We start from the raw sequence: 16,766 nt of genomic DNA on the forward strand, positions 1-16,766 counted from the left end.
GCCCCTCCTGTCCTGCCCCGCCCCGCCGCCGATCGTGGCGGCGGGGCGGGACGGCGTCCGGGGGCGTCAGCCGGTGATCGGGCGGACGTCCAGGCGGACGTGGTCGACCGCCCAGTACCAGTTGTTGCCCGCGTCGTACATCCGGAACTTCAGGGTGACCGTCCGGGCCCCGGCGGGGACGGCGAACCGGCGGGTGACGAAGGCGTTCTCGGCGTCCTGGCCGGCGTTGTCGTTGCCGGTGGCGTCGCTGCTGTAGAAGAGCAGCCGGGCCTCCTCGCCGGTGTCGAACACCGCCGTCACGGACGCCTTCTGCGGGGCCTCCTGGCGGTAGTGCGAGTCGAAGGCGAGGTACAGCGAGTCGGTGCCGGGCGGGACGGGGACGGCGGGGGAGACCAGGGTGGAGTCGAACCTGCCCTTGGCCGAGGGGGAGCCGGTGTCGTCCCAGTCGTCGGGGTCGGCGACGGCGAGGACGCCCAGGCCGCGGGTGAAGTTGCCGCGGTCCTGCCCGGCGGGGGTGGACCAAGCGCGCTTGGTGTGGAAGGTCCAGCCCTGGAGGCGGGCGGTGCCCTGCGGCATGCCGGGCGCGTTGACCACCGACCAGCCGGCGGGGGCCTGGGCCGTCCAGCCGAGCACGCCGGAGACCGGGACGAGGGCGGGGGCCAGCGACTCGAAGTCCTCGCCGAGCAGGTACCCGGCCATCGACGGGGCGGTGCGCGCCGCCACCTCGCCGTCGGCGACGGCGTACCGGTCGGCGGCCGTGCCGCGCGCGGTGACCAGCAGCCGGGAGGTGGCGGCGGGCGCCGCGGGCACCCGGACCTCCCACTCCGCGTCGGCGCTCGCGCCCGCGGCCAGCGCGGCGGGCGGCGCGGTGACCACGGTCGGGGCCGGCCACCCGGCGGGCAGCAGCGGGGCGAGCTCCAGAGCGGTCAGGTCGGCGGTCGCGGTGAGCCGGGCCTTCAACCGGGCGGGTCGGCCCGGCAGCAGGACCGCCTCGTCGACGGTCGCGGACGCGGAGCCCAGCGCGACGTCGAGCAGCAGCGGGTCGGCCAGGCCCATCGCCGGGTCGGTGGACCCGACGGCCTGGTGCGGCAGCCGTCCGGCGCGCCGGAACCGGTAGCGGGCGTCGTCCCGGGCGGTGACCACGACGTCGTACCAACCCTCCTTGCCCACCGGCAGGTTGACCACCGCGGACTCGCCCGAGCCGAGCCGCACCTCGCGCTGCCCGCCGCCGTACGCCAGGTCGCCGATGGTCATCACCCGGCTCACCGGCGTCCGGTTGGCGACTTCCACGGCCAGCTGCCACCCGCCGCCGCCGTCCTCGGAGACCGAGGTCTCGTACGAGCCCGTCACGTCGCCGCGCAGGTGCCACAGCGCGCCGTTCGGGCCGTGCAGGCGCAGGTCGTAGCCGTCGGGGCCGAGCTGCCAGGTGTCGGAGAGCTTGCCCTTGACGCCCACCGTGTAGTGCCGCGGCGCGCTGCCGGGCTCGGGGTAGGCGGCGATCACGGCGCCCTGCCGGCCGGGGTTGGCCAGGTCGAGGGTGAGCACGCCCTTGCGGACCCGGGCCTTGACCTGGAGGTGGTACGGGACGGGCCGGGCGGTGCGGGTGCCGCGCTGCTGCTGCGGGGCCGCCTGCGGCTTCGGGACGGTCGGGGCGGGCAGCTTGCCGGTGTCGGTGACCTTCTGCCGGTTGCCGGAGGTGTCGGGCAGCTCGGGCCAGGCCGGGTCCTGCCCGGAGAAGTCGAAGACGTCGGTGAGGTCGCCGGTGACGGCCCGCCGCCAGGGCGAGATGTTCGGCTCGGCGACGCCGAAGCGCCGCTCCAGCAGCCGGATCACCGAGGTGTGGTCGTACACCGTGGAGTCGACCACGCCGCCGCGGGTCCACGGCGAGACCACCACCATCGGCACCCGCACGCCCAGGCCCATCGGGTACGGCCCGGACACCAGGGTCTCCCCGGCGGGCAGCGTCGCCGACCAGCCCAGCGAGCCGTCCGCGTTCCGCACCCGGTAGCGGCCGTCCTGCCCGACCACCCGGTGGTACGTCGAGCCGCCCTTGCCGACCCGCACCACCACCTCGCCGTCCACCGGGACGGTCGACGCGCCGCGCCCGGCGGCCAGCGGCGGGACGGGCGGCAGCTGGTGGTCGAAGAAACCGCCGTGCTCGTCGTAGTTGAGGATGAACACGGTCTTCGCCCACACCTCCGGGTTGGCGGCCAGCGCCGCCAGCAGCCGGGCGGTGAGGTGCTCGCCGTTCGGCGGCGCGTAGTTGGCGTGCTCGGACAGCGCGGCGGGCGCGACCAGCCAGGAGACCTGCGGCAGCCGGTCGTCGCGCACGTCGTTCGCGAACGCCTCGACCAGCGCGTCGCCCATCGCGAACGGGTCGCCCTTCTTCGCCGGGTCGCCGACCGCCCGCAGCCCGCGCTCGTACAGCGCCGAGCCCGGCTTCGCCTGGATGAAGCTGGTGAACCAGGCGAGCGCGTTGTCGTCGAAGTTGTCCAGCGCCTGGTAGGTGCGCCAGCTGACCCCGGCCCGCTCCAGCCGCTCCGCGTAGGTGGTCCACTCGAAGCCCGCGGCGGGCTCGGAGTTGTCGGTCACCGGCGTGTCGCGGACGGTGCCGCCGCTGGTGCCGGTCATCAGGTGCTCGCGGTTGGTGTTGGTGTTGCACTGCACCGAGGCGTAGTACGCGTCGCAGGTGGTGAACACCGAGGCCAGCGCGTGGTAGAAGGGCATGTCGGCCGACTCGTAGTAGCCCTGGCCGAGCCAGCCCGAGGAGCGCCGGGTGACCGAGCCGTCGGCCAGGCCGTCGTTCCAGGCGTTCATCGAGTCGACGTAGCCGAAGGCCGGCGCGCCCTGCTGGTAGGCGCTGGTGTGGGCGGCGTTCATCGGGTACGGCAGCAGGTAGCCCTCGGGCCGGGACGGGTCGGGCTGGTGGAACACCGAGCGGCCGTTGACGCCGCGCACCGCGGCGCGGTCCCCGAAGCCGCGCACGCCGGGCAGGGTGCCGAAGTAGTGGTCGAACGCCCGGTTCTCCTGCATCAGGACGACCACGTGCTGGATGTCCTCCAGCCTGCCGGGTCGGGCGGGGGCGGCCAGCGCCTGACGGACGCTCAGCGGCAGCGCGGACAGCACGGCCGCGGCGGCGGCGCCGCCCAGCAGGGTGCGGCGCGACAGCGCGGTGCTCGGGCGCGACAGTTCGGGACTCATCGGGGCTCCTCGTACACGGTGCCGGGCTCCGTTGCTCCCGGCCGTGACCATTGGTAGGCGGCACAGGTGGACTGGACCGGTGCGGCGGGTGACGCGCGGATGACGCCCGAGGCACAACCTGTACAGACATCTTGGCGGCGCTGTCGCGGATAACCGGATGACCGGCCCGCCCTGCCCGATGTAAGCTTCGCTAGCCGATATCAACCCTTACCAAATCTGGAGTGCAGCATGTCCGAGGACGCCACCCTCCCCGAACTCGTCCGGGCCTGGGTCAGCGGCTGGACGGTCTCCCGCGGCGCCGCCGACCCCGCCCCCGAGCCCTGGGGCTGGAGCATCGACGTCGGCCAGGCCCGCCACGTGCGGCGCCACGTGCTGCCCGCCCCCGCCGAGGCGGACGTCCGCAAGCTCGGCGAGGCCGCCGCCCCCTGGACGTGGCTCAAGCTGTTCGCCGAGGAGGAGCGGGTCCTGCCCTGGATCGGCCCCGGCTGGCACCAGGACGCCCCCGGCCACCTGATGACCGTTCACCTGCGCCCCGAGCGGCCCGCCGTCCCGGCCGGCTACCGGATCACCACCTGGAGCCGCGGCGGCACCGTCCGCGCCCTGATCCGCACCGCCGACGGCGCCTTCGCCGCCCGCGGCCAGGTCGGCCTGGCCCCCGCCACCCCGCTCGGCGGCCGGGTCGACGCCCCGCTGCTCGCCGTCGCCGACCAGATCGAGACCGCCCCGAGCACCGCCGCCGCGGCCTCGGCTCGCTCCTGATGCGCACCCTGCAGAACGAGGCGCACGCGGCCGGCGCGCGCACCGCCGTGCTGGTCGGCACCACCGAGGCCGCGCCCTCTACACCAGCCTCGGCTGGACGCCGCGCTCCCCGATGGCCGGCTTCTGGTACGACCCCGCGACGCCCACCGACCGCCCGCACGGCGGCTCCTGACGCAGCGGTGCCCGTCCGGAGGGGTGCGGACTCCGGACGGGCACCGGGCGGGATTCGAGCGAGAGGGAGAGCGCGGGGAGGGGCAAGGGCAGGGAGAACGCGGAGGTTCAGGCGGCGATCAGCAGGCTCCGGCGCGGGGCGATCACCCGGCCGTCCGGCAGCAGCTCGCCGGTGTCGTCGAACAGCAGCACCCCGTTGCAGAGCAGGCTCCAGCCCTGCTCGGGGTGGCGGGCGACCGGAACGGCCGCCTCCCGGTCCGCCGAATCGGCGGGCGGACACTCGGTTCGGTGCTGGCACATCCTTGTACCTCGCTTCGCTGAAAATCTGGGCCGGTTCAGGTGTGAAACGGCGTCAGCCGGGTAGGACGACTGGTCCGCGACCCGACCGACACCAGTGTCCGGCTCCGCGGGCGCTCGCGCAGCCATTTGGTGACATGCGCCACAGAAGAACCCGCGAGATCACCCGAGCGGGTGGGTGACGACCCGATCCATGCACGAACGGGCCATGCCGGACCGATCCGATCGGATCAGTGCGGCATGGCCCGTCCGGGTGGTGCGGGTCCGCTTCCGGGGAGTTGTCAACCGGCCGCCGGGCCCACCGACTCCGGCGGCGCGGTCAACCCGATCGACGCGATCAACGCGATCAACGCAGTCGATGTGACCGGTGCGATCAACCGATCAGTGCGGCCGGCCGGGCCGCGGGCGAGCGCTCCAGCCGGGCCAGCAACTCGGCGGCGGGCAGCGCCTGGTGCGCGGCCACCCCGAGCGGGGCCGGGGCCAGCGGGATCAGCAGGTCCTCCCCGGGCTGGCCGCCGTGCAGCCACAGCGCCGAGGCGTAGTGCTCGGGCAGCGGCAGCAACCGGGGCTCGTACCGCACGGGCGTGCCGTGGGTGAGCTGCCAGGCCTGGCTCAGCGCCCGCACGGTGGAGTCGAGGAACGGGCCGGCGCTCAGGTGGGAGAAGACCGGGCCGTCCGCGCCGTCGACCACCTCGGCGGCGGCCACCACCTCCTCCAGCCCGTCCTCGGTGAACTCCCCGACGGCCAGCGTCCCGCGCTCCGTCCCGCGCTCCGTCCCGCGCTCCGTCCCGCGCTCCGTCCCGCGGTCGGCACCGCCGGCCGTGCAGCCGCCGTGCCCGCACGGCGCGGATGCCGCGTCGTCGGCGGTGCTCGCGCTGAGCAGGAAGCGCCAGCCCGTGCGGTCGGCCCCGGCCAGCCGGGGCGCGGGCCCGTGCAGGGTGTGGACGGGCAGGGCGAGCAGCGGGCGGAGGCGGCCGGAGCCGCGCGGTGCCACGGCGGCGAGGGTGGCGCCGCCGCTTCCGCGGGGGCGAGGGCGGAGAGCGCGGCGCGCAGTGCGCCGGCCGGGGGCTGGGGCAGGTGCAGGGTCATGGCTGAGTCGCCTCTCCGTGCGAGATCGGCGTGCCGTTGCGGCATACCGGCACGGCACCGACATGAGGGAGGTCTGGCCGTGTCCGGTTGTGCGTGGGGCGCCGAGTGGGTGGGCGGGTCGTCGACGAGATCCCTCGACATCGGGGGCGACTCGGACGGCCTGGACCGGGCCTGAGCGGCGTGCGAATTCCATTCGAACAGGTGCGCAGGGTGACCTTCATATCACGTTCAGTTGCCCGGTTCAAGTCGGGGAATCGCTGACGGAACGTCAGGATCACTGTCTCGCGCGGGTGTTCGCATCGTGGGCTATCGATCTTCGACCTGGGCATGATGCTCAGGCACTGTCGACCGAGGGGAGAGAAGGCACCCGTGGGCGAGAAGGTCGTGGCGACCCGGGCGGAGCTGGCCGACCGGCAGCTGTACCGCCGCAAGCTCCAGTCCTGCCTGGACGTGCTGGGGCGGATGCTCAGGGAGGAGCGGTTCGACCGGCCGAAGGCGATGATGGGCCTGGAGATCGAGCTGAACCTGGCCGACGAACGGGGGCTCCCGGTGCTCGGCAACGAGCGGGTGCTGGAGGCGATCTCCTCCGACGACTTCCAGACCGAGCTGGGCCGGTTCAACATCGAGGTCAACGTCGCCCCGCGCCGCCTGGGCGGCCACGTGTTCGAGGACCTGCGCGAGGAGCTCGACACCGGCCTGCGCTACGCCGACCGCCGGGCCGCCGACGCGGGCGCCCGGATCGTGATGGTCGGCATCCTGCCGACCCTCGGCCTCGAACACGCCGGGCTGGACGCGATGAGCCGCAACAACCGCTACAGCCTGCTCAGCGACCAGATCATGGCCGCCCGCGGCGAGGACATCGCGCTCGACATCGACGGGGTGGAGCGCCTGGCCGTCGACTCGGTGTCGATGGTCGCCGAGGCCGCCGCCACCTCGCTACAGCTCCACCTCCAGGTCACCCCCGCCCGGTTCGCCTCGGTGTGGAACGCGGCCCAGGCGATCTGCGGCGCGCAGCTCGCGCTCGGCGCCAACTCCCCGTTCCTGTTCGGCCGCGAGCTGTGGCGCGAGACCCGACCGGTGCTGTTCCAGCAGGCGTGCGACACCCGTTCGGCCGAGCTCAAGGCGCAGGGCGTGCGCCCCATCACCTGGTTCGGGGAGCGCTGGGTCGACTCCGCGCTCGACCTGTTCGCCGAGAACCTGCGGTACTTCCCGGCCCTGCTGCCGATCTGCGACGACGAGGACCCGGTCAAGGTGCTGGCCTCCGGCGGCGTGCCCCGGCTCGGCGAGATGCGGCTGCACAACGGCACCGTCTACCGCTGGAACCGTCCCGTGTACGACGTCTCCGACGGCGTCGCCCACCTGCGGGTGGAGAACCGCTGCCTCCCCGCCGGCCCGACCGTCGTCGACACCCTGGCCAACGCCGCCTTCTACTACGGCCTGGTCCGGGCGCTGGCCGAACAGCCCCGCCCGATCTGGACCAGGCTCCCCTTCGAACGGGCCGACCAGAACTTCCAGAACGGCGCCCGGCACGGCATCGACGCCGTCCAGTGGTGGCCCCGCAGCGGCCGCGGCGCCCGCGGCGGGGTCGAACTCCCGGCCACCGACCTGGTGCTGAACGAACTGCTGCCGCTCGCCCACCAGGGCCTGGACGAGTGGGGCATCGAGCCCCGCGACCGGGACCGCTACCTCGGCATCATCGAGCAGCGCTGCCTGCGCCGCACCAACGGCGCCGCCTGGCAGGCCGCCACCGTCCACCGGCTTCGCGAGCACCACGGCCTCGGCCCGAACGAGGCGATCGCCGCGATGACCCGCCGCTACATCGAGTGCATGCGCACCGGCGAACCGGTGCACACCTGGCCGGTCGCCTGACCCCGGCCGGAGCTCCCGCGGCCGCCCCGGCCCTCGCGGCGATGTTTCACGGGAGCCTCATCTTCCTGTGAAAGGATGATCTGCCCGGGGCGGCAGCACGCCCCGGGCCGATCGTCCGCCCCCGGGAGAACCGTGACCACCGCCTCGGCCGAGCCCGCCACCACGCCCCAGACCCCCTCGCGCCGGCTGCTCGCCGCCGAACTGCTGATCGTCCTCGGCCTCTCCCTCGGCGCCAGCGGCATCAGCTCGCTGATCAGCTTCGTCGGCTCGCTCACCGAACCCGCCGCGCTCGGCAGCCAGGTCGCCACCCTCAACGCCTCCCGCGCCCCCGGCCGCCCCTGGCTCGACCTGGCCTGGCAGCTCTACTACGTCGCCCGCGGCCTGATGCCCGTCGTCCTGGTCGGCTACCTGCTGGTCCGCGAGGGCGCCGCGCTGCGCGTCCTCGGCTTCGACCTGACCCGCAAGCTCTCCGACCTCGGCCGCGGCGCGGTGGTCGCGGCCTGCATCGGCGGTTCCGGCCTGGCCCTCTACCTCGGCGCCCAGGCCGCCGGGTTCAACCTCACCGTCGCCCCCTCCGGCCTGCCCGACGTCTGGTGGCGAATCCCGGTCCTGGTCGCCTCCGCCTGGCAGAACGCCATCCTGGAGGAGGTCGTGGTGGTCGGCTACCTGCTGCGCCGACTGCACCAACTCGGCTGGGGCTGGCCCGCGGCGATCGCCGCCAGCTCGGTGCTGCGCGGTTCCTACCACCTCTACCAGGGCGTCGGCGGCCTGGTCGGCAACATGGTGATGGGCGTGGTCTTCTGCCTGCTCTACCGCCGCTGGCAGCGGGTCGGCCCGCTGGTCGCCGCGCACGCCCTGATCGACACCACCGCCTTCGTCGGCTACGCCCTGCTGGCCGGCCACGTCAGCTGGCTGCCCTGACCGGTCCGTCCCCCGCCGCTACGCTCCATGACCCGATACCTGACGCACCGTCACCGCGCGGCGGTAGGGTGGTTCCGACGAGCACGGCTACGCGGAACGGGGGAGCGGCAGATGGACGGACAATCGAGCCGGCACGGCGATCGGGTGAGCCGGGTGGCGGACGCCCTGCACAAGCTCACCGGCCGCCCGCCGGTGGTCGACCGCACCCGCACCGGCGCCACCCGGCTCTCCGTCGGGGTCGGCGAGCACCCCGACCGCACCCAGACCCTGGCCGTGCTGCGCGTCCTCAGCCTCGGCGACCGCTTCGGCCACAGCGACAACGCCCGCTGGGAGCGGGTCTGGGTCGAGATCGCCGATGACACCCCGGCCACCGACACCCCGGCCGCCGACGCCAAGGCCGCCGACACCCCGGCCGCCGACCGTCCGGAACCGCCCCGGGGCTGAACCGCGCCGACGTTTTCCGGTGCTCCGGCGTCCGGGTGTTCCGGCGTCCGGGCCTCAGCAGGCCCACGGGTTCGGCCAGGCCCGCGAGGGCGGGCGCCGCAGCAGCCGCTCCACGTGCTCGCGCTGCAAGCCCTGCGCCGGGTCGACCGGCAGCAGCAGCCGGTCCGCCCGCAGCACGCTGCGCCGCACCAGCCGAGGCGGGATGCAGTCGTCCACCCAGGCGAACGGGCGGCCCTGCGCGTGCCGCAGGATCGGCGCCCACTTGGCGGCCGAGAACAGCTCCATCAGCGGCACCCGGGGGTCGCCGGGCTGCGGCACGTACCCGCTGAACACCACCACCGGCAGCTCGGGCAGCCCGAGCAGCGGGGCGATGTGCTCGTTGGCCCGCTCCTCCCAGGAGGACGGGTCGCCCTTGCACCTTCAGGATGCAGGCCCGTGCCGCTGACTGGAGAGTGGACCCATGGCTCGCAAGCCCGCCGGACCGGTGCGATACGTCGACCTGCTTCTTAGGAAGTCGCAGGTCGTGAGGGGTACGGCTGTCCAGGAGATCCTGTCGCTGAAGGCCCAGGAGGTACGGGGCCGGGCGTGGGCGAAGCGGAACGGGTATGTGATTCGGCGGATCTTCCGCGAGAACCTTTCGGCCTACAAGAAGGGCGTGAAGCGGCCTGAGTTCGAAGCGGCGGTTCACGCGCTGCTCGAAGGTGACTCGGACTGCCTGTGGGTGTACGACTCCTCGCGGTACTCCCGTCAGGGTGCGGGCGACGTGCTGAAGATCCTGGACGTCCCGGGCAAGCGGCTCGTGTTCGACCTGGACCGGCTGGACACCGACATTCCCGAGGACCGCTCGCGCATCGTCGGCAAGGCGGAGGATGCCCGCGAGTACAGCCGGGTCCTGTCGGAGAAGGTCAGGGGCACGAAGGCCACGCAGCGCGAAGAGGGCAAGTGGCTGACGATGCCCCCGCTCGGGCTAAAGGTCACGAAGAAGCGCAAGCTCAAGCACAGCAAGATGTGGCCGGTAATCGAGCGGATTCACCGGGAGGCCGCGGAGGGCAAGTCGAACAGGAGGATCGCGCTGGGCCTGACCGCCGACGGCTTCCGGGCGACGCGCGGGGGCCCGTTCCGGGCGAACACGGTGGGGAAGATCCTGCGGAACCCGGTCTACCTGGGGTGGCAGGTGACGGTGACCAACGGGCACCACCAGCTCTACCTGAATGCGCGGGGCAAGCCGGTGCGGGTGTTCGCCAAGGGGTGGCGACCATCCCGCAGGAGGTATGGGACAAGCACCGCAAGATCGCGGCGAAGATCGACCGGCGCAAGAACCTGCCGACGGTGGAGGAACAGTCGAAGCCGATCGAACGCTCGCCGGCCTCCGGGCTGATGTATTGCGACGGCGGGGGCCGCGACCCGAAGACGCACCACAACACGACGATCCACGGGGCCTCGTTCCGCTGCGGCCCGCTCAACCTCGGCTTGACGACCTGTCCCGACCCGGTGAGCGGGATGCGGGCCTCGGTGGAACGCGTCCTCGGGGAGGAGTGGCGCAAGAAGGTGACCACCGCCAGCCCGCTGGACCCGGTGATGCTGGCCGTCGCGGAGGGCTGGGTGGCGCTGGCGAACCCGGAGGAGAGCCAGAAGGAGAGCGAGGCGCGGGGCCAGATCAAGTTGGCGGAGGAAGCCGTGTCCAGGCTGGACCGGCTCAACGCGGGCGGCGCGTACTCCGGCCGCGACGGCGAGGAGACGTTCATCAAGCTGCGCCGGGCTGCGACGGAGGACGTGGAGAGTGCGCGGGAGGCGTGGGAGGCGGTGGCCAAGCCGATGGCGGACATCGCGGTCCTGCGCGACCCCGCGCGCTGTCTGGAGCTGTGGGAGTCCGGGGACTCGCACTACCAGGGTCAGCTGCTCCGGCTGGCGATCGACCGGGTGTATTTGAAGAAGGCCCCTTACCTGGGGGCTCGGCTGAAGGCGGACCGGCTGCACATCGTGTGGAAGAAGCCGCGGGGGTGGAAGCCGCCGAAGAAGAAGGAGACGACGGGCGAGGAGGGCGGGACGGCGGAGTCCTGAAACGCAAAACGGGCCCCCGGTCAGCACTGTGCGAGCAGTGCCGGCCGGGGGCCTTGGTGTGTCAGGGGACGAGGGTCTGAAGGATGGCCAGCGCCAGCCTGCGGGTGCGGCCGATGTCGGCCAGGAGGGGTACCGCCTCGGCGGGGACGCGCGGGGCGTTCAGCAGGGCTCGGGCTTCGGCGGTGCTGACGTACTGGGTCAGCAGATACTCGCCGTTTCGCCGGTCGGCTTGGAGCACACTGAGAACCACCTCGGCGATCACCCAGCATTCGGGCTCGCGCATTGTCCTATCAAACCATCCGGAGGCTCACCATCCGGTGCTTTCGATGGCACTGGAGAGGTCCAGCGCCACGTGCTCCGGGAGGGGGACGACCGAGCGGGTGATCTGGCCGGGCGCGCGGTGCTCGGTCTCGATCACGATCACGCGCTCGCCCGCCGGGGTCCGGGCCTCGTAGGCGCGGGCGGCCTGGTGGACGACGGCGTGGACCACGGGCAGGGTCACGCCGCCCCCTTCAGGAGGTAGTTCGCCATGGCGATCCGGGAGGCGACGCCGGAGTCCGGGCCGAGCAGTTCGGAGGCGCGCAGGAACGCGCGCTCGCGCTCGGCGGTGCCGGGCTGCGGCAGCATCACGTCGGCGAACGTCGGCGGCTGCGGGGCGGGGTAGGCCGGCGGGGCGGGCGGGTAGTCGGTGACGATCGGCTGCGGGGCGGTGAGCTGGTCGGCCAGGACCGGCTGCGGGAGGGCGGAGGGCGAGGTGGAGCCTCCGGCCGTGAGGTAGGGCTGTCCGGCCTGGCGCGCTTCCTCGGCCTGGCGGGCGGCCTCCAGTTCACCGAGGCGTCGGGCGGCCTCGGCCTCCTCCTGGCGCACGCGCTCGATCTCCAGCGCGGTGGCGCGGGACTGGGCGGCGGCCTGGACGAGGGTGTTGCCCAGGGATTCGGCGACCTCGGGGTTCAGGTAGATGGAGGCGGCGGTCTGACCACAGTGCACCAGGAGGCCGATGTCGCCCTCGCCGTCCACGTGGGTGCGGGCGTAGTCGCGGGGGCCGTCGTACTTGCAGGGGAAACGGTGCTCGTCCAGGTGGACGGTGTGCTGCTCAGGTGCGGTCGTCATCGGTGCTCTCTCCGGTGGCCGGGGTCAGGTAGTTGGCGATGCGCAGGACGGCGCTGACGCGGGCTTCGAGCGGCTGGTCCTGGTAGCCGCGCTGGTTGGTGGCCATCTGGGTGACGGTCTGCTGGGCGAGGGCCAGCGCCTCGGTGCGGGTCACCGCTTCTCCCAGTGCGAGTCGATGCCGAACAGGGGCGGCGCGGGCTGCCGGTCGTACAGGCCGCCGGCCGCCGTCGGCTTGGGGGCGGAGACGCGTTCGGCCTTGGCCTCGCGCTCCAGGACGCTGGCCTGGCGGGCGAGGTAGGCGGACAGCTCGCGGCACTGGTCGGCGTCGAGCCTGGCGGGGCGGCCGGTCTCGGCCCCGACGGACAGGGCGAGGACGCCGTGCATCCGTTCGTTGCGCACGCCGACGACGGAGCCGTGGCGGACGGTCAGGGTGGCCCTGTGCTCGGTGGTCTCGATCATGGGGTTCTCTCTCTCGGGGCTCAGGTGAACAGGCCCAGGAAGGCCCTGACTTCGCGGGCGGAGTGCCCGGCGTCGTAGCGGACGGTGCCGCCGTCGCTGGTGATCTCCAGGCCGTAGGCGTCGCTGTCGCCGGGGTGGGCGAGGACGCGCAGGCGTGCGCCGTCAGGCAGGTCGTAGGTTCCGACCAGGGTCTTCATCGCGCGTTCCTTCCGTGGGTGTTCGGAGGGATTGGGCCGGGGCGGTTAACAGCCCGGCTCACGCGGCGGCCCGCAGCTTCTTCAGGGCCCTGGACCACGTGGCCTTCACGGTGCCCGGCGTCTTGCCCAGGGCCTCGGCTATGCCGGTCGCGTCGAGCTTCCCGGCGTCGGTGAGCATCGGGGGCTCGCCGTCGAACCCGAAGGCGAGCCGCGCGATGGCGGCCTCCGTCGGGGACATGGCGGCCAGCAGCTCCGCGGCCTTCACCTCGGCGGCGGCGGCGAACCGGGCGGAGGACTCGGCCTCGGCGTCGCGGTCGATGATCGCGCCGCTGGCGTGCTTGCCGCGCTTGGCCCCGGTGACCTTCACGCCCTTGCAGCGCACGGCGTCGCGGGAGATCTCGACGGGGTTGTGTGCCAGGGAGGGCTGGAGGGTGGTGCACCAGCCCTCGGTGGTGGCCGCGCCGACGACCGGCCGGCCGCCCGTGACCTTCAGGTGCAGGCGGGCGGCGCGCGGGGTGGAGCCGAGGGTGGTGTTCTCCACCAGGTGGTCCGGGTTCTGGGAGGGGAGGGCTTCGAGTGCGATCTCGGCGGCGGAGATCGGCAGGGGGCGTACGAACGCGGCGGCCACCAGGTCGGCCCGCTCGGGGGTGAAGCGGCGGCCGGCGTCCGGGTGGTTCACCAGCTCGTCCTTGGCGGCTTCCACGTCGCCGTTGGAGCGTTTGAGGGCGCCCATGAACGCGCCTGCGGCGTCGCGGGGTGCGGCGGGGCGATCTCGCGGGTGGCCGCCGCGCGGCCGTCCATCTTGGCGCGCTGGAACGCGTAGGTGGTGAACTGCGCGGTGTTGGGGGCGGCGATGTCCCAGGAGTGGATCGCGCGCCAGAAGGACAGCCGCATCTCCTGGGCGATGTCCTGGGCGGCCTGGTTGCTGTCGCCCTCCATCTGCTGGGCGCGCTTGCGGGAGACGGACCGGGCGATGCCCTCCAGCTCGCTCAGGATCTCCTCGGTGGCGACGCGGCCCCGGTCGAGCTTGCCCATGCCGGTCAGGGCGGTCAGGGGCTTGGGGGTCTGGGCGAGGGAGATCAGGGCGGGCGTGATGCAGGACGAAGGCATGGTGGTTCCTTGGCATGTACAGAACAGAGAGATGGGCGTGCGGTATCAGCGCGCGGCGGACCGCAGGAGGGCATGGCGAAGCCACCGGCCGGCACTCGGGCCGCGTCAGGGCATGAAGAAGCCCCGGCGGGCGCACGGCCGCGTCGGGGCATGAAAGAGCCCCTGCCGGTTCGGGTCAGCCGAAGGCAGGGGCGGGCGGCGGCCTGGTGTCAGGTCAGGCCGCGGTGACTCCCGGACCGCTTCGGCGGGATGCCGACGGGTCGGAGAGGGTCAGGCAGCGGGAGAACAGAGCCATGCAGCGGGCCAGGCGCATGTGCAGGGCCCGCAGAGCGCGGGCCCGGCTGGACGGTGGCCGCCGGGTCTGACCGGCGTGCAGAAGGGCTAAAGCCCGTAGCGTCTGCCGCGCCTGGTCGCGCCCGACCGCCTCCTCGGCCAGTTCCTTGAGGCTCAGGCCGCTCCCGTCGGTGACGCCCATGGCGCAGCGAACGGCCTCGGCCACGCGGGGGCTGATGGTCCGCGCGACCTCCCGGCGGGCGCGGGCGATACGGCGCAGGTGACGGCGCGCACCGCCGGTGAGGGCCCATCCACCCCGCTGCATTGTTACTCCCAGTTATGGGCCGCGCATCCTCCGGCACGGCGTTGGCGGCTCGGAGCATAGGCAGGTGCCCGATGTGTGCTCAAATTGTGGAGATGTGATGAATAGGGCCTTTCGACCCGAATGTAGCTGTCACCTGGGCATTCATTGGCAAAGAGCAGGTAATGTGATGTATGTCTCACTTGCCATGTTCGCGTAGATATGCTGCTCCGGCGTCGAGTCGAGCGGAGGAGTCCCCGAAGTGCCCCAGGGCGCTGTTCTCCCCCCGGCACAGCAGCCTTCTGACGGCCTGTCCGTGGGGTTTGTCGTGGTCGTGGTCGACCACCAGGCGGTCACCGACCAGGGCCTTCCGGCCGCAGATCGCGCACCGCCACCGCTGACTGCGACCCATTCGTTCGTAGTCGCTCAGTGTGATCCCGTACACCCGGCGCAGTCGGGCGTCGCGCCGCTTGCGGATGACCGCAGGGTCGCGGTTGGCCTTGTTGTTCGCGGCCTTCACGCAGGCCCGGCAGACGTTGGCCCGCCCGCTGGGGGCGCGCTTGCGCTTCCCGAACTGCGCGAGGGGCTTCTCGTCGTCGCACACCTCGCAGAACTGCGTGAACTCGCTCTCCGGGTCACGCCGCATAGGCCCACTCCTCCGGCAGGCCGTAGCCGTCGGCCCAGCTCGGGCCGTAGACCTCCGGGTCGGTGTCCAGCGGGACGCCCAGCAGCGTCATCTTCATGGCCTCGGCGCAGGCGCGGGCGACGTCCGCGGCCTCCTTCTTCGGGGCGGTGCCCACCACCTCGTCGTGCACCCACATGGTGAGGTAGGGCACCAAGCCCTGATCGTCCATCTTGATCAACGCCTGCCCCATGGTGTCGCGGGCGGTGGACTGGCAGGCGTAGGCGACGGACTTGTACAGCTTGTCCCGGTCCAGGTGGAGCCGCCGGCCGGTGACCGTGGTCATCGTGCAGCGCTCCGCCAGGGCGATCCGCTGCATTTTCCGCGCCCACCGCTTGATCCCGGGGAACGCCCGGCCGTACCGCTGGAGGGTGTCCCGCATGACCGCGACCTCCTGACCGGTCTGCTTGGCCAGCGTCGCGGCACCGCCCTGGTAGGCGGTCCCGAGCCCGGCAATCTTGGCCAGGGTGCGCTGGGCCTTCGTGTAGTCCGCGCCGAACATCAGGGTCGCGGCGTACCCGTGGAGGTCGTGGCCTTCGGCGATGGCCCGGGTCATCCTGGACTCGCCCGAGAGGGCGGCCAGCACCCGAAGCTCGACGGCCTGCTGGTCGACGCTGAAGTACGCGTGCCCCGGCTCGGCAACCACGCAGCGGCGCACCTCCCACCCGTGTGAGGGGAGCTGGGCCATCGCGGGGTCGGAGTGCGAGGCTCGGCCGGTCTGCGCCCCCAATGGATTGATCTTGGGGTGGATGCGGTCGAAGTGGTCGCGGTTGTTCAGCATCGCCTCGGCGTAGCTGGTCGACCACTTCCCCGCGCGCTTCGCCCGCAGCACGGCGTCCGCCAGCACGTTGGGCTCGCGCATGCCGAGCCGCTGCCAGTCCTGGTCAAGGTCGGCCATCGGCAGCAGCACGGATTTGGCGACCGACAGCGCGCCGCTGTCGGTCTTCTCCGTGAGGCGTTCGCCCATCCCCGCCAGCGCGCCGGCCACCTGGTCGGGGCTGTTCACCGAGGAGACCCCGAAGCGCTCGGCCACGGCGGAGAACCGTTCCTTCTCCCGGTCGAGCCGTCCGATCAGTCCCTCGGTGTACTCGGGGTCGATCAGCATGCCCTTGCGCTGGAGCTTCGCGCAGACCAGCGCGAGGCGGTGTTCGTACGGCAGCAGCGCCGAGCGCAGGCCCTCGGCCTTGAACCGGTCCAGCAACTTGGGCAGCAGCCGGGCGACGAGCAGGGCGTCGAGACCGGCGTACAGCTCGTAGACGTCGTGCGAGAGGCTGATCCGTGCCCAGCCGTTGTCCTTGGTGAGCCCGAGCCCGTTGAACACCTTCGTCAGGTCGCCCTGCGTGTCGGGCGCGGCCGGGTCGATGTACCACGCGGACAGCGGTTTGAGCGACAGGCCGACGCCGCCCTCGTAGTCGTGGCGGCTGTCGAGCAGGTGGGCGGCCACCCGGGAGTCCTGCGCCCGGGGGTAGAGGTCTTCGAGCGGGATGCCCAGCTCGTTGTCGACCTTCAGCGCGTCGAAGGCGAGGTTGTGAGCCACCATGTTCGGCAGCGTGGCCAGGGCCTCGATCGCAGCCGCCCGGAAGGGACCGCCGAGTTCGACGGGGATGACGTACGCGGTGCGGGTGTCGGCGAACTGCGCCAGGCGTATTCGGTCCGTCCACGCCAGGCCGGTGGTCTCGGTGTCGAAGCCCAGCAGAGTGCCCGCGTTCGCGTGGGCGGTCCACCAGGTGCGGAACTCCCGCAGGTCGTCACCGTTCACGGCGACCTTGATCTCGACTGGCTCTCCGGCCAGCCGGTACGGGTGTACCCGCATGTGCTCTCT

General features: G+C 72.7%; 21 protein-coding genes. 6 read left to right on the forward strand and 15 right to left on the reverse strand.

Translation table 11 applies throughout. The features are described from left to right. Nucleotides 1-66: 66 nt before the first annotated feature. On the reverse strand, nt 67-3,201 hold the full coding sequence (locus QMQ26_RS31825; protein WP_282203644.1) for a phosphocholine-specific phospholipase C: 3,135 nt from the start codon (nt 3,199-3,201) through the stop codon (nt 67-69). A 228-nt stretch (nt 3,202-3,429) separates the two neighbouring features. On the opposite strand from QMQ26_RS31825, the gene QMQ26_RS31830 reads away from it, so the two are divergent. Continuing rightward, complete coding sequence (locus tag QMQ26_RS31830) at nt 3,430-3,960, forward strand: GNAT family N-acetyltransferase (protein ID WP_318552108.1); 531 nt, start codon at nt 3,430-3,432, stop codon at nt 3,958-3,960. A 279-nt stretch (nt 3,961-4,239) separates the two neighbouring features. Here the strand turns inward: QMQ26_RS31830 and QMQ26_RS31835 are convergent, their stop codons facing one another. Together QMQ26_RS31835 and QMQ26_RS31840 are read right to left on the reverse strand one after the other, a co-directional pair. Beyond that, nucleotides 4,240-4,431: a DUF5999 family protein gene (locus tag QMQ26_RS31835; protein ID WP_100839244.1), complete on the reverse strand. Its 192-nt coding sequence runs from the start codon at nt 4,429-4,431 to the stop codon at nt 4,240-4,242. A 370-nt stretch (nt 4,432-4,801) separates the two neighbouring features. Continuing rightward, complete coding sequence (locus QMQ26_RS31840) at nt 4,802-5,422, reverse strand: hypothetical protein (protein WP_282203645.1); 621 nt, start codon at nt 5,420-5,422, stop codon at nt 4,802-4,804. Nucleotides 5,423-5,886: 464 nt separating this feature from the next. On the opposite strand from QMQ26_RS31840, the gene QMQ26_RS31845 reads away from it, so the two are divergent. From QMQ26_RS31845 to QMQ26_RS31855, 3 genes are all read left to right on the forward strand, one after another. Beyond that, a complete protein-coding gene (locus tag QMQ26_RS31845) occupies nt 5,887-7,386 on the forward strand; it encodes a glutamate--cysteine ligase (protein ID WP_100839243.1) in 1,500 nt (499 codons plus the stop codon). 132 nt (nt 7,387-7,518) lie between these two features. Continuing rightward, entirely contained in the window at nt 7,519-8,307 is a 789-nt protein-coding gene (locus tag QMQ26_RS31850) for a CPBP family intramembrane glutamic endopeptidase (protein WP_282203646.1), read from the forward strand. Nucleotides 8,308-8,418: 111 nt separating this feature from the next. Further along, the gene (locus QMQ26_RS31855; protein ID WP_282203647.1) at nt 8,419-8,751 is read left to right on the forward strand and encodes a hypothetical protein; all 333 of its coding nucleotides are present in this window, start codon (nt 8,419-8,421) and stop codon (nt 8,749-8,751) included. 54 nt (nt 8,752-8,805) lie between these two features. Here the strand turns inward: QMQ26_RS31855 and QMQ26_RS31860 are convergent, their stop codons facing one another. After that, nucleotides 8,806-9,087, reverse strand: coding sequence for an HAD domain-containing protein (locus tag QMQ26_RS31860; RefSeq protein WP_282203648.1), 282 nt, complete (start codon nt 9,085-9,087; stop codon nt 8,806-8,808). A 124-nt stretch (nt 9,088-9,211) separates the two neighbouring features. On the opposite strand from QMQ26_RS31860, the gene QMQ26_RS31865 reads away from it, so the two are divergent. Both QMQ26_RS31865 and QMQ26_RS31870 read left to right on the forward strand, forming a co-directional pair. Beyond that, nucleotides 9,212-10,129, forward strand: coding sequence for a recombinase family protein (locus QMQ26_RS31865; RefSeq protein ID WP_282203649.1), 918 nt, complete (start codon nt 9,212-9,214; stop codon nt 10,127-10,129). Beyond that, nucleotides 10,081-10,812 (forward strand): hypothetical protein, encoded by a 732-nt coding sequence (locus QMQ26_RS31870; protein WP_282203650.1) that lies wholly within the window; start codon nt 10,081-10,083, stop codon nt 10,810-10,812. The genes QMQ26_RS31865 and QMQ26_RS31870 overlap by 49 nt, the downstream gene beginning before the upstream one ends. Before the next feature lie 61 nt (nt 10,813-10,873). Here the strand turns inward: QMQ26_RS31870 and QMQ26_RS31875 are convergent, their stop codons facing one another. From QMQ26_RS31875 to QMQ26_RS31925, 11 genes are all read right to left on the reverse strand, one after another. Further along, on the reverse strand, nt 10,874-11,095 hold the full coding sequence (locus QMQ26_RS31875) for a hypothetical protein (RefSeq protein ID WP_282203651.1): 222 nt from the start codon (nt 11,093-11,095) through the stop codon (nt 10,874-10,876). A gap of 24 nt (nt 11,096-11,119) precedes the next feature. After that, nucleotides 11,120-11,314 carry a hypothetical protein gene (locus QMQ26_RS31880; protein ID WP_282203652.1) on the reverse strand — a complete coding sequence of 65 codons (195 nt, stop codon included), beginning with the start codon at nt 11,312-11,314 and terminating at the stop codon, nt 11,120-11,122. Beyond that, nucleotides 11,311-11,922, reverse strand: a complete 612-nt coding sequence (locus QMQ26_RS31885; RefSeq protein ID WP_282203653.1) for a hypothetical protein — start codon at nt 11,920-11,922, stop codon at nt 11,311-11,313. The genes QMQ26_RS31880 and QMQ26_RS31885 overlap by 4 nt, the downstream gene beginning before the upstream one ends. After that, nucleotides 11,906-12,076, reverse strand: a complete 171-nt coding sequence (locus QMQ26_RS31890) for a hypothetical protein (protein ID WP_282203654.1) — start codon at nt 12,074-12,076, stop codon at nt 11,906-11,908. The genes QMQ26_RS31885 and QMQ26_RS31890 overlap by 17 nt, the downstream gene beginning before the upstream one ends. Beyond that, the gene (locus tag QMQ26_RS31895) at nt 12,073-12,381 is read right to left on the reverse strand and encodes a hypothetical protein (protein ID WP_282203655.1); all 309 of its coding nucleotides are present in this window, start codon (nt 12,379-12,381) and stop codon (nt 12,073-12,075) included. The genes QMQ26_RS31890 and QMQ26_RS31895 overlap by 4 nt, the downstream gene beginning before the upstream one ends. Nucleotides 12,382-12,401: 20 nt before the next feature. Then, nucleotides 12,402-12,578 (reverse strand): hypothetical protein, encoded by a 177-nt coding sequence (locus tag QMQ26_RS31900; protein ID WP_282203656.1) that lies wholly within the window; start codon nt 12,576-12,578, stop codon nt 12,402-12,404. A 58-nt stretch (nt 12,579-12,636) separates the two neighbouring features. Beyond that, nucleotides 12,637-13,311: an RNA polymerase sigma factor gene (locus QMQ26_RS31905; RefSeq protein ID WP_282203657.1), complete on the reverse strand. Its 675-nt coding sequence runs from the start codon at nt 13,309-13,311 to the stop codon at nt 12,637-12,639. Further along, nucleotides 13,254-13,688: a sigma-70 RNA polymerase sigma factor region 4 domain-containing protein gene (locus tag QMQ26_RS31910; RefSeq protein WP_282203658.1), complete on the reverse strand. Its 435-nt coding sequence runs from the start codon at nt 13,686-13,688 to the stop codon at nt 13,254-13,256. The genes QMQ26_RS31905 and QMQ26_RS31910 overlap by 58 nt, the downstream gene beginning before the upstream one ends. A 214-nt stretch (nt 13,689-13,902) precedes the next feature. Continuing rightward, entirely contained in the window at nt 13,903-14,187 is a 285-nt protein-coding gene (locus tag QMQ26_RS31915) for a hypothetical protein (RefSeq protein ID WP_282203659.1), read from the reverse strand. A gap of 274 nt (nt 14,188-14,461) precedes the next feature. Continuing rightward, nucleotides 14,462-14,908 (reverse strand): endonuclease domain-containing protein, encoded by a 447-nt coding sequence (locus QMQ26_RS31920; protein ID WP_282203660.1) that lies wholly within the window; start codon nt 14,906-14,908, stop codon nt 14,462-14,464. Continuing rightward, nucleotides 14,898-16,757, reverse strand: a complete 1,860-nt coding sequence (locus tag QMQ26_RS31925) for a DNA polymerase (protein ID WP_282203661.1) — start codon at nt 16,755-16,757, stop codon at nt 14,898-14,900. The genes QMQ26_RS31920 and QMQ26_RS31925 overlap by 11 nt, the downstream gene beginning before the upstream one ends. Between the last annotated feature and the right edge of the window lie 9 nt (nt 16,758-16,766).

It is taken from the genome of Kitasatospora fiedleri (genome assembly GCF_948472415.1).
Classification (GTDB): domain Bacteria; phylum Actinomycetota; class Actinomycetes; order Streptomycetales; family Streptomycetaceae; genus Kitasatospora; species Kitasatospora fiedleri.

Coding starts and splice junctions, on each gene's coding strand:
- QMQ26_RS31905 (WP_282203657.1), bottom strand. CDS start 13,311: ATGGGCGCCCTCAAACGCTCCAACGGCGACGTGGAAGCCGCCAAGGAC.
- QMQ26_RS31910 (WP_282203658.1), bottom strand. CDS start 13,688: ATGCCTTCGTCCTGCATCACGCCCGCCCTGATCTCCCTCGCCCAGACC.
- QMQ26_RS31830 (WP_318552108.1), top strand. CDS start 3,430: ATGTCCGAGGACGCCACCCTCCCCGAACTCGTCCGGGCCTGGGTCAGC.
- QMQ26_RS31925 (WP_282203661.1), bottom strand. CDS start 16,757: ATGCGGGTACACCCGTACCGGCTGGCCGGAGAGCCAGTCGAGATCAAG.
- QMQ26_RS31885 (WP_282203653.1), bottom strand. CDS start 11,922: ATGACGACCGCACCTGAGCAGCACACCGTCCACCTGGACGAGCACCGT.
- QMQ26_RS31855 (WP_282203647.1), top strand. CDS start 8,419: ATGGACGGACAATCGAGCCGGCACGGCGATCGGGTGAGCCGGGTGGCG.
- QMQ26_RS31835 (WP_100839244.1), bottom strand. CDS start 4,431: ATGTGCCAGCACCGAACCGAGTGTCCGCCCGCCGATTCGGCGGACCGG.
- QMQ26_RS31920 (WP_282203660.1), bottom strand. CDS start 14,908: ATGCGGCGTGACCCGGAGAGCGAGTTCACGCAGTTCTGCGAGGTGTGC.
- QMQ26_RS31900 (WP_282203656.1), bottom strand. CDS start 12,578: ATGAAGACCCTGGTCGGAACCTACGACCTGCCTGACGGCGCACGCCTG.
- QMQ26_RS31865 (WP_282203649.1), top strand. CDS start 9,212: ATGGCTCGCAAGCCCGCCGGACCGGTGCGATACGTCGACCTGCTTCTT.
- QMQ26_RS31895 (WP_282203655.1), bottom strand. CDS start 12,381: ATGATCGAGACCACCGAGCACAGGGCCACCCTGACCGTCCGCCACGGC.
- QMQ26_RS31825 (WP_282203644.1), bottom strand. CDS start 3,201: ATGAGTCCCGAACTGTCGCGCCCGAGCACCGCGCTGTCGCGCCGCACC.
- QMQ26_RS31875 (WP_282203651.1), bottom strand. CDS start 11,095: ATGCGCGAGCCCGAATGCTGGGTGATCGCCGAGGTGGTTCTCAGTGTG.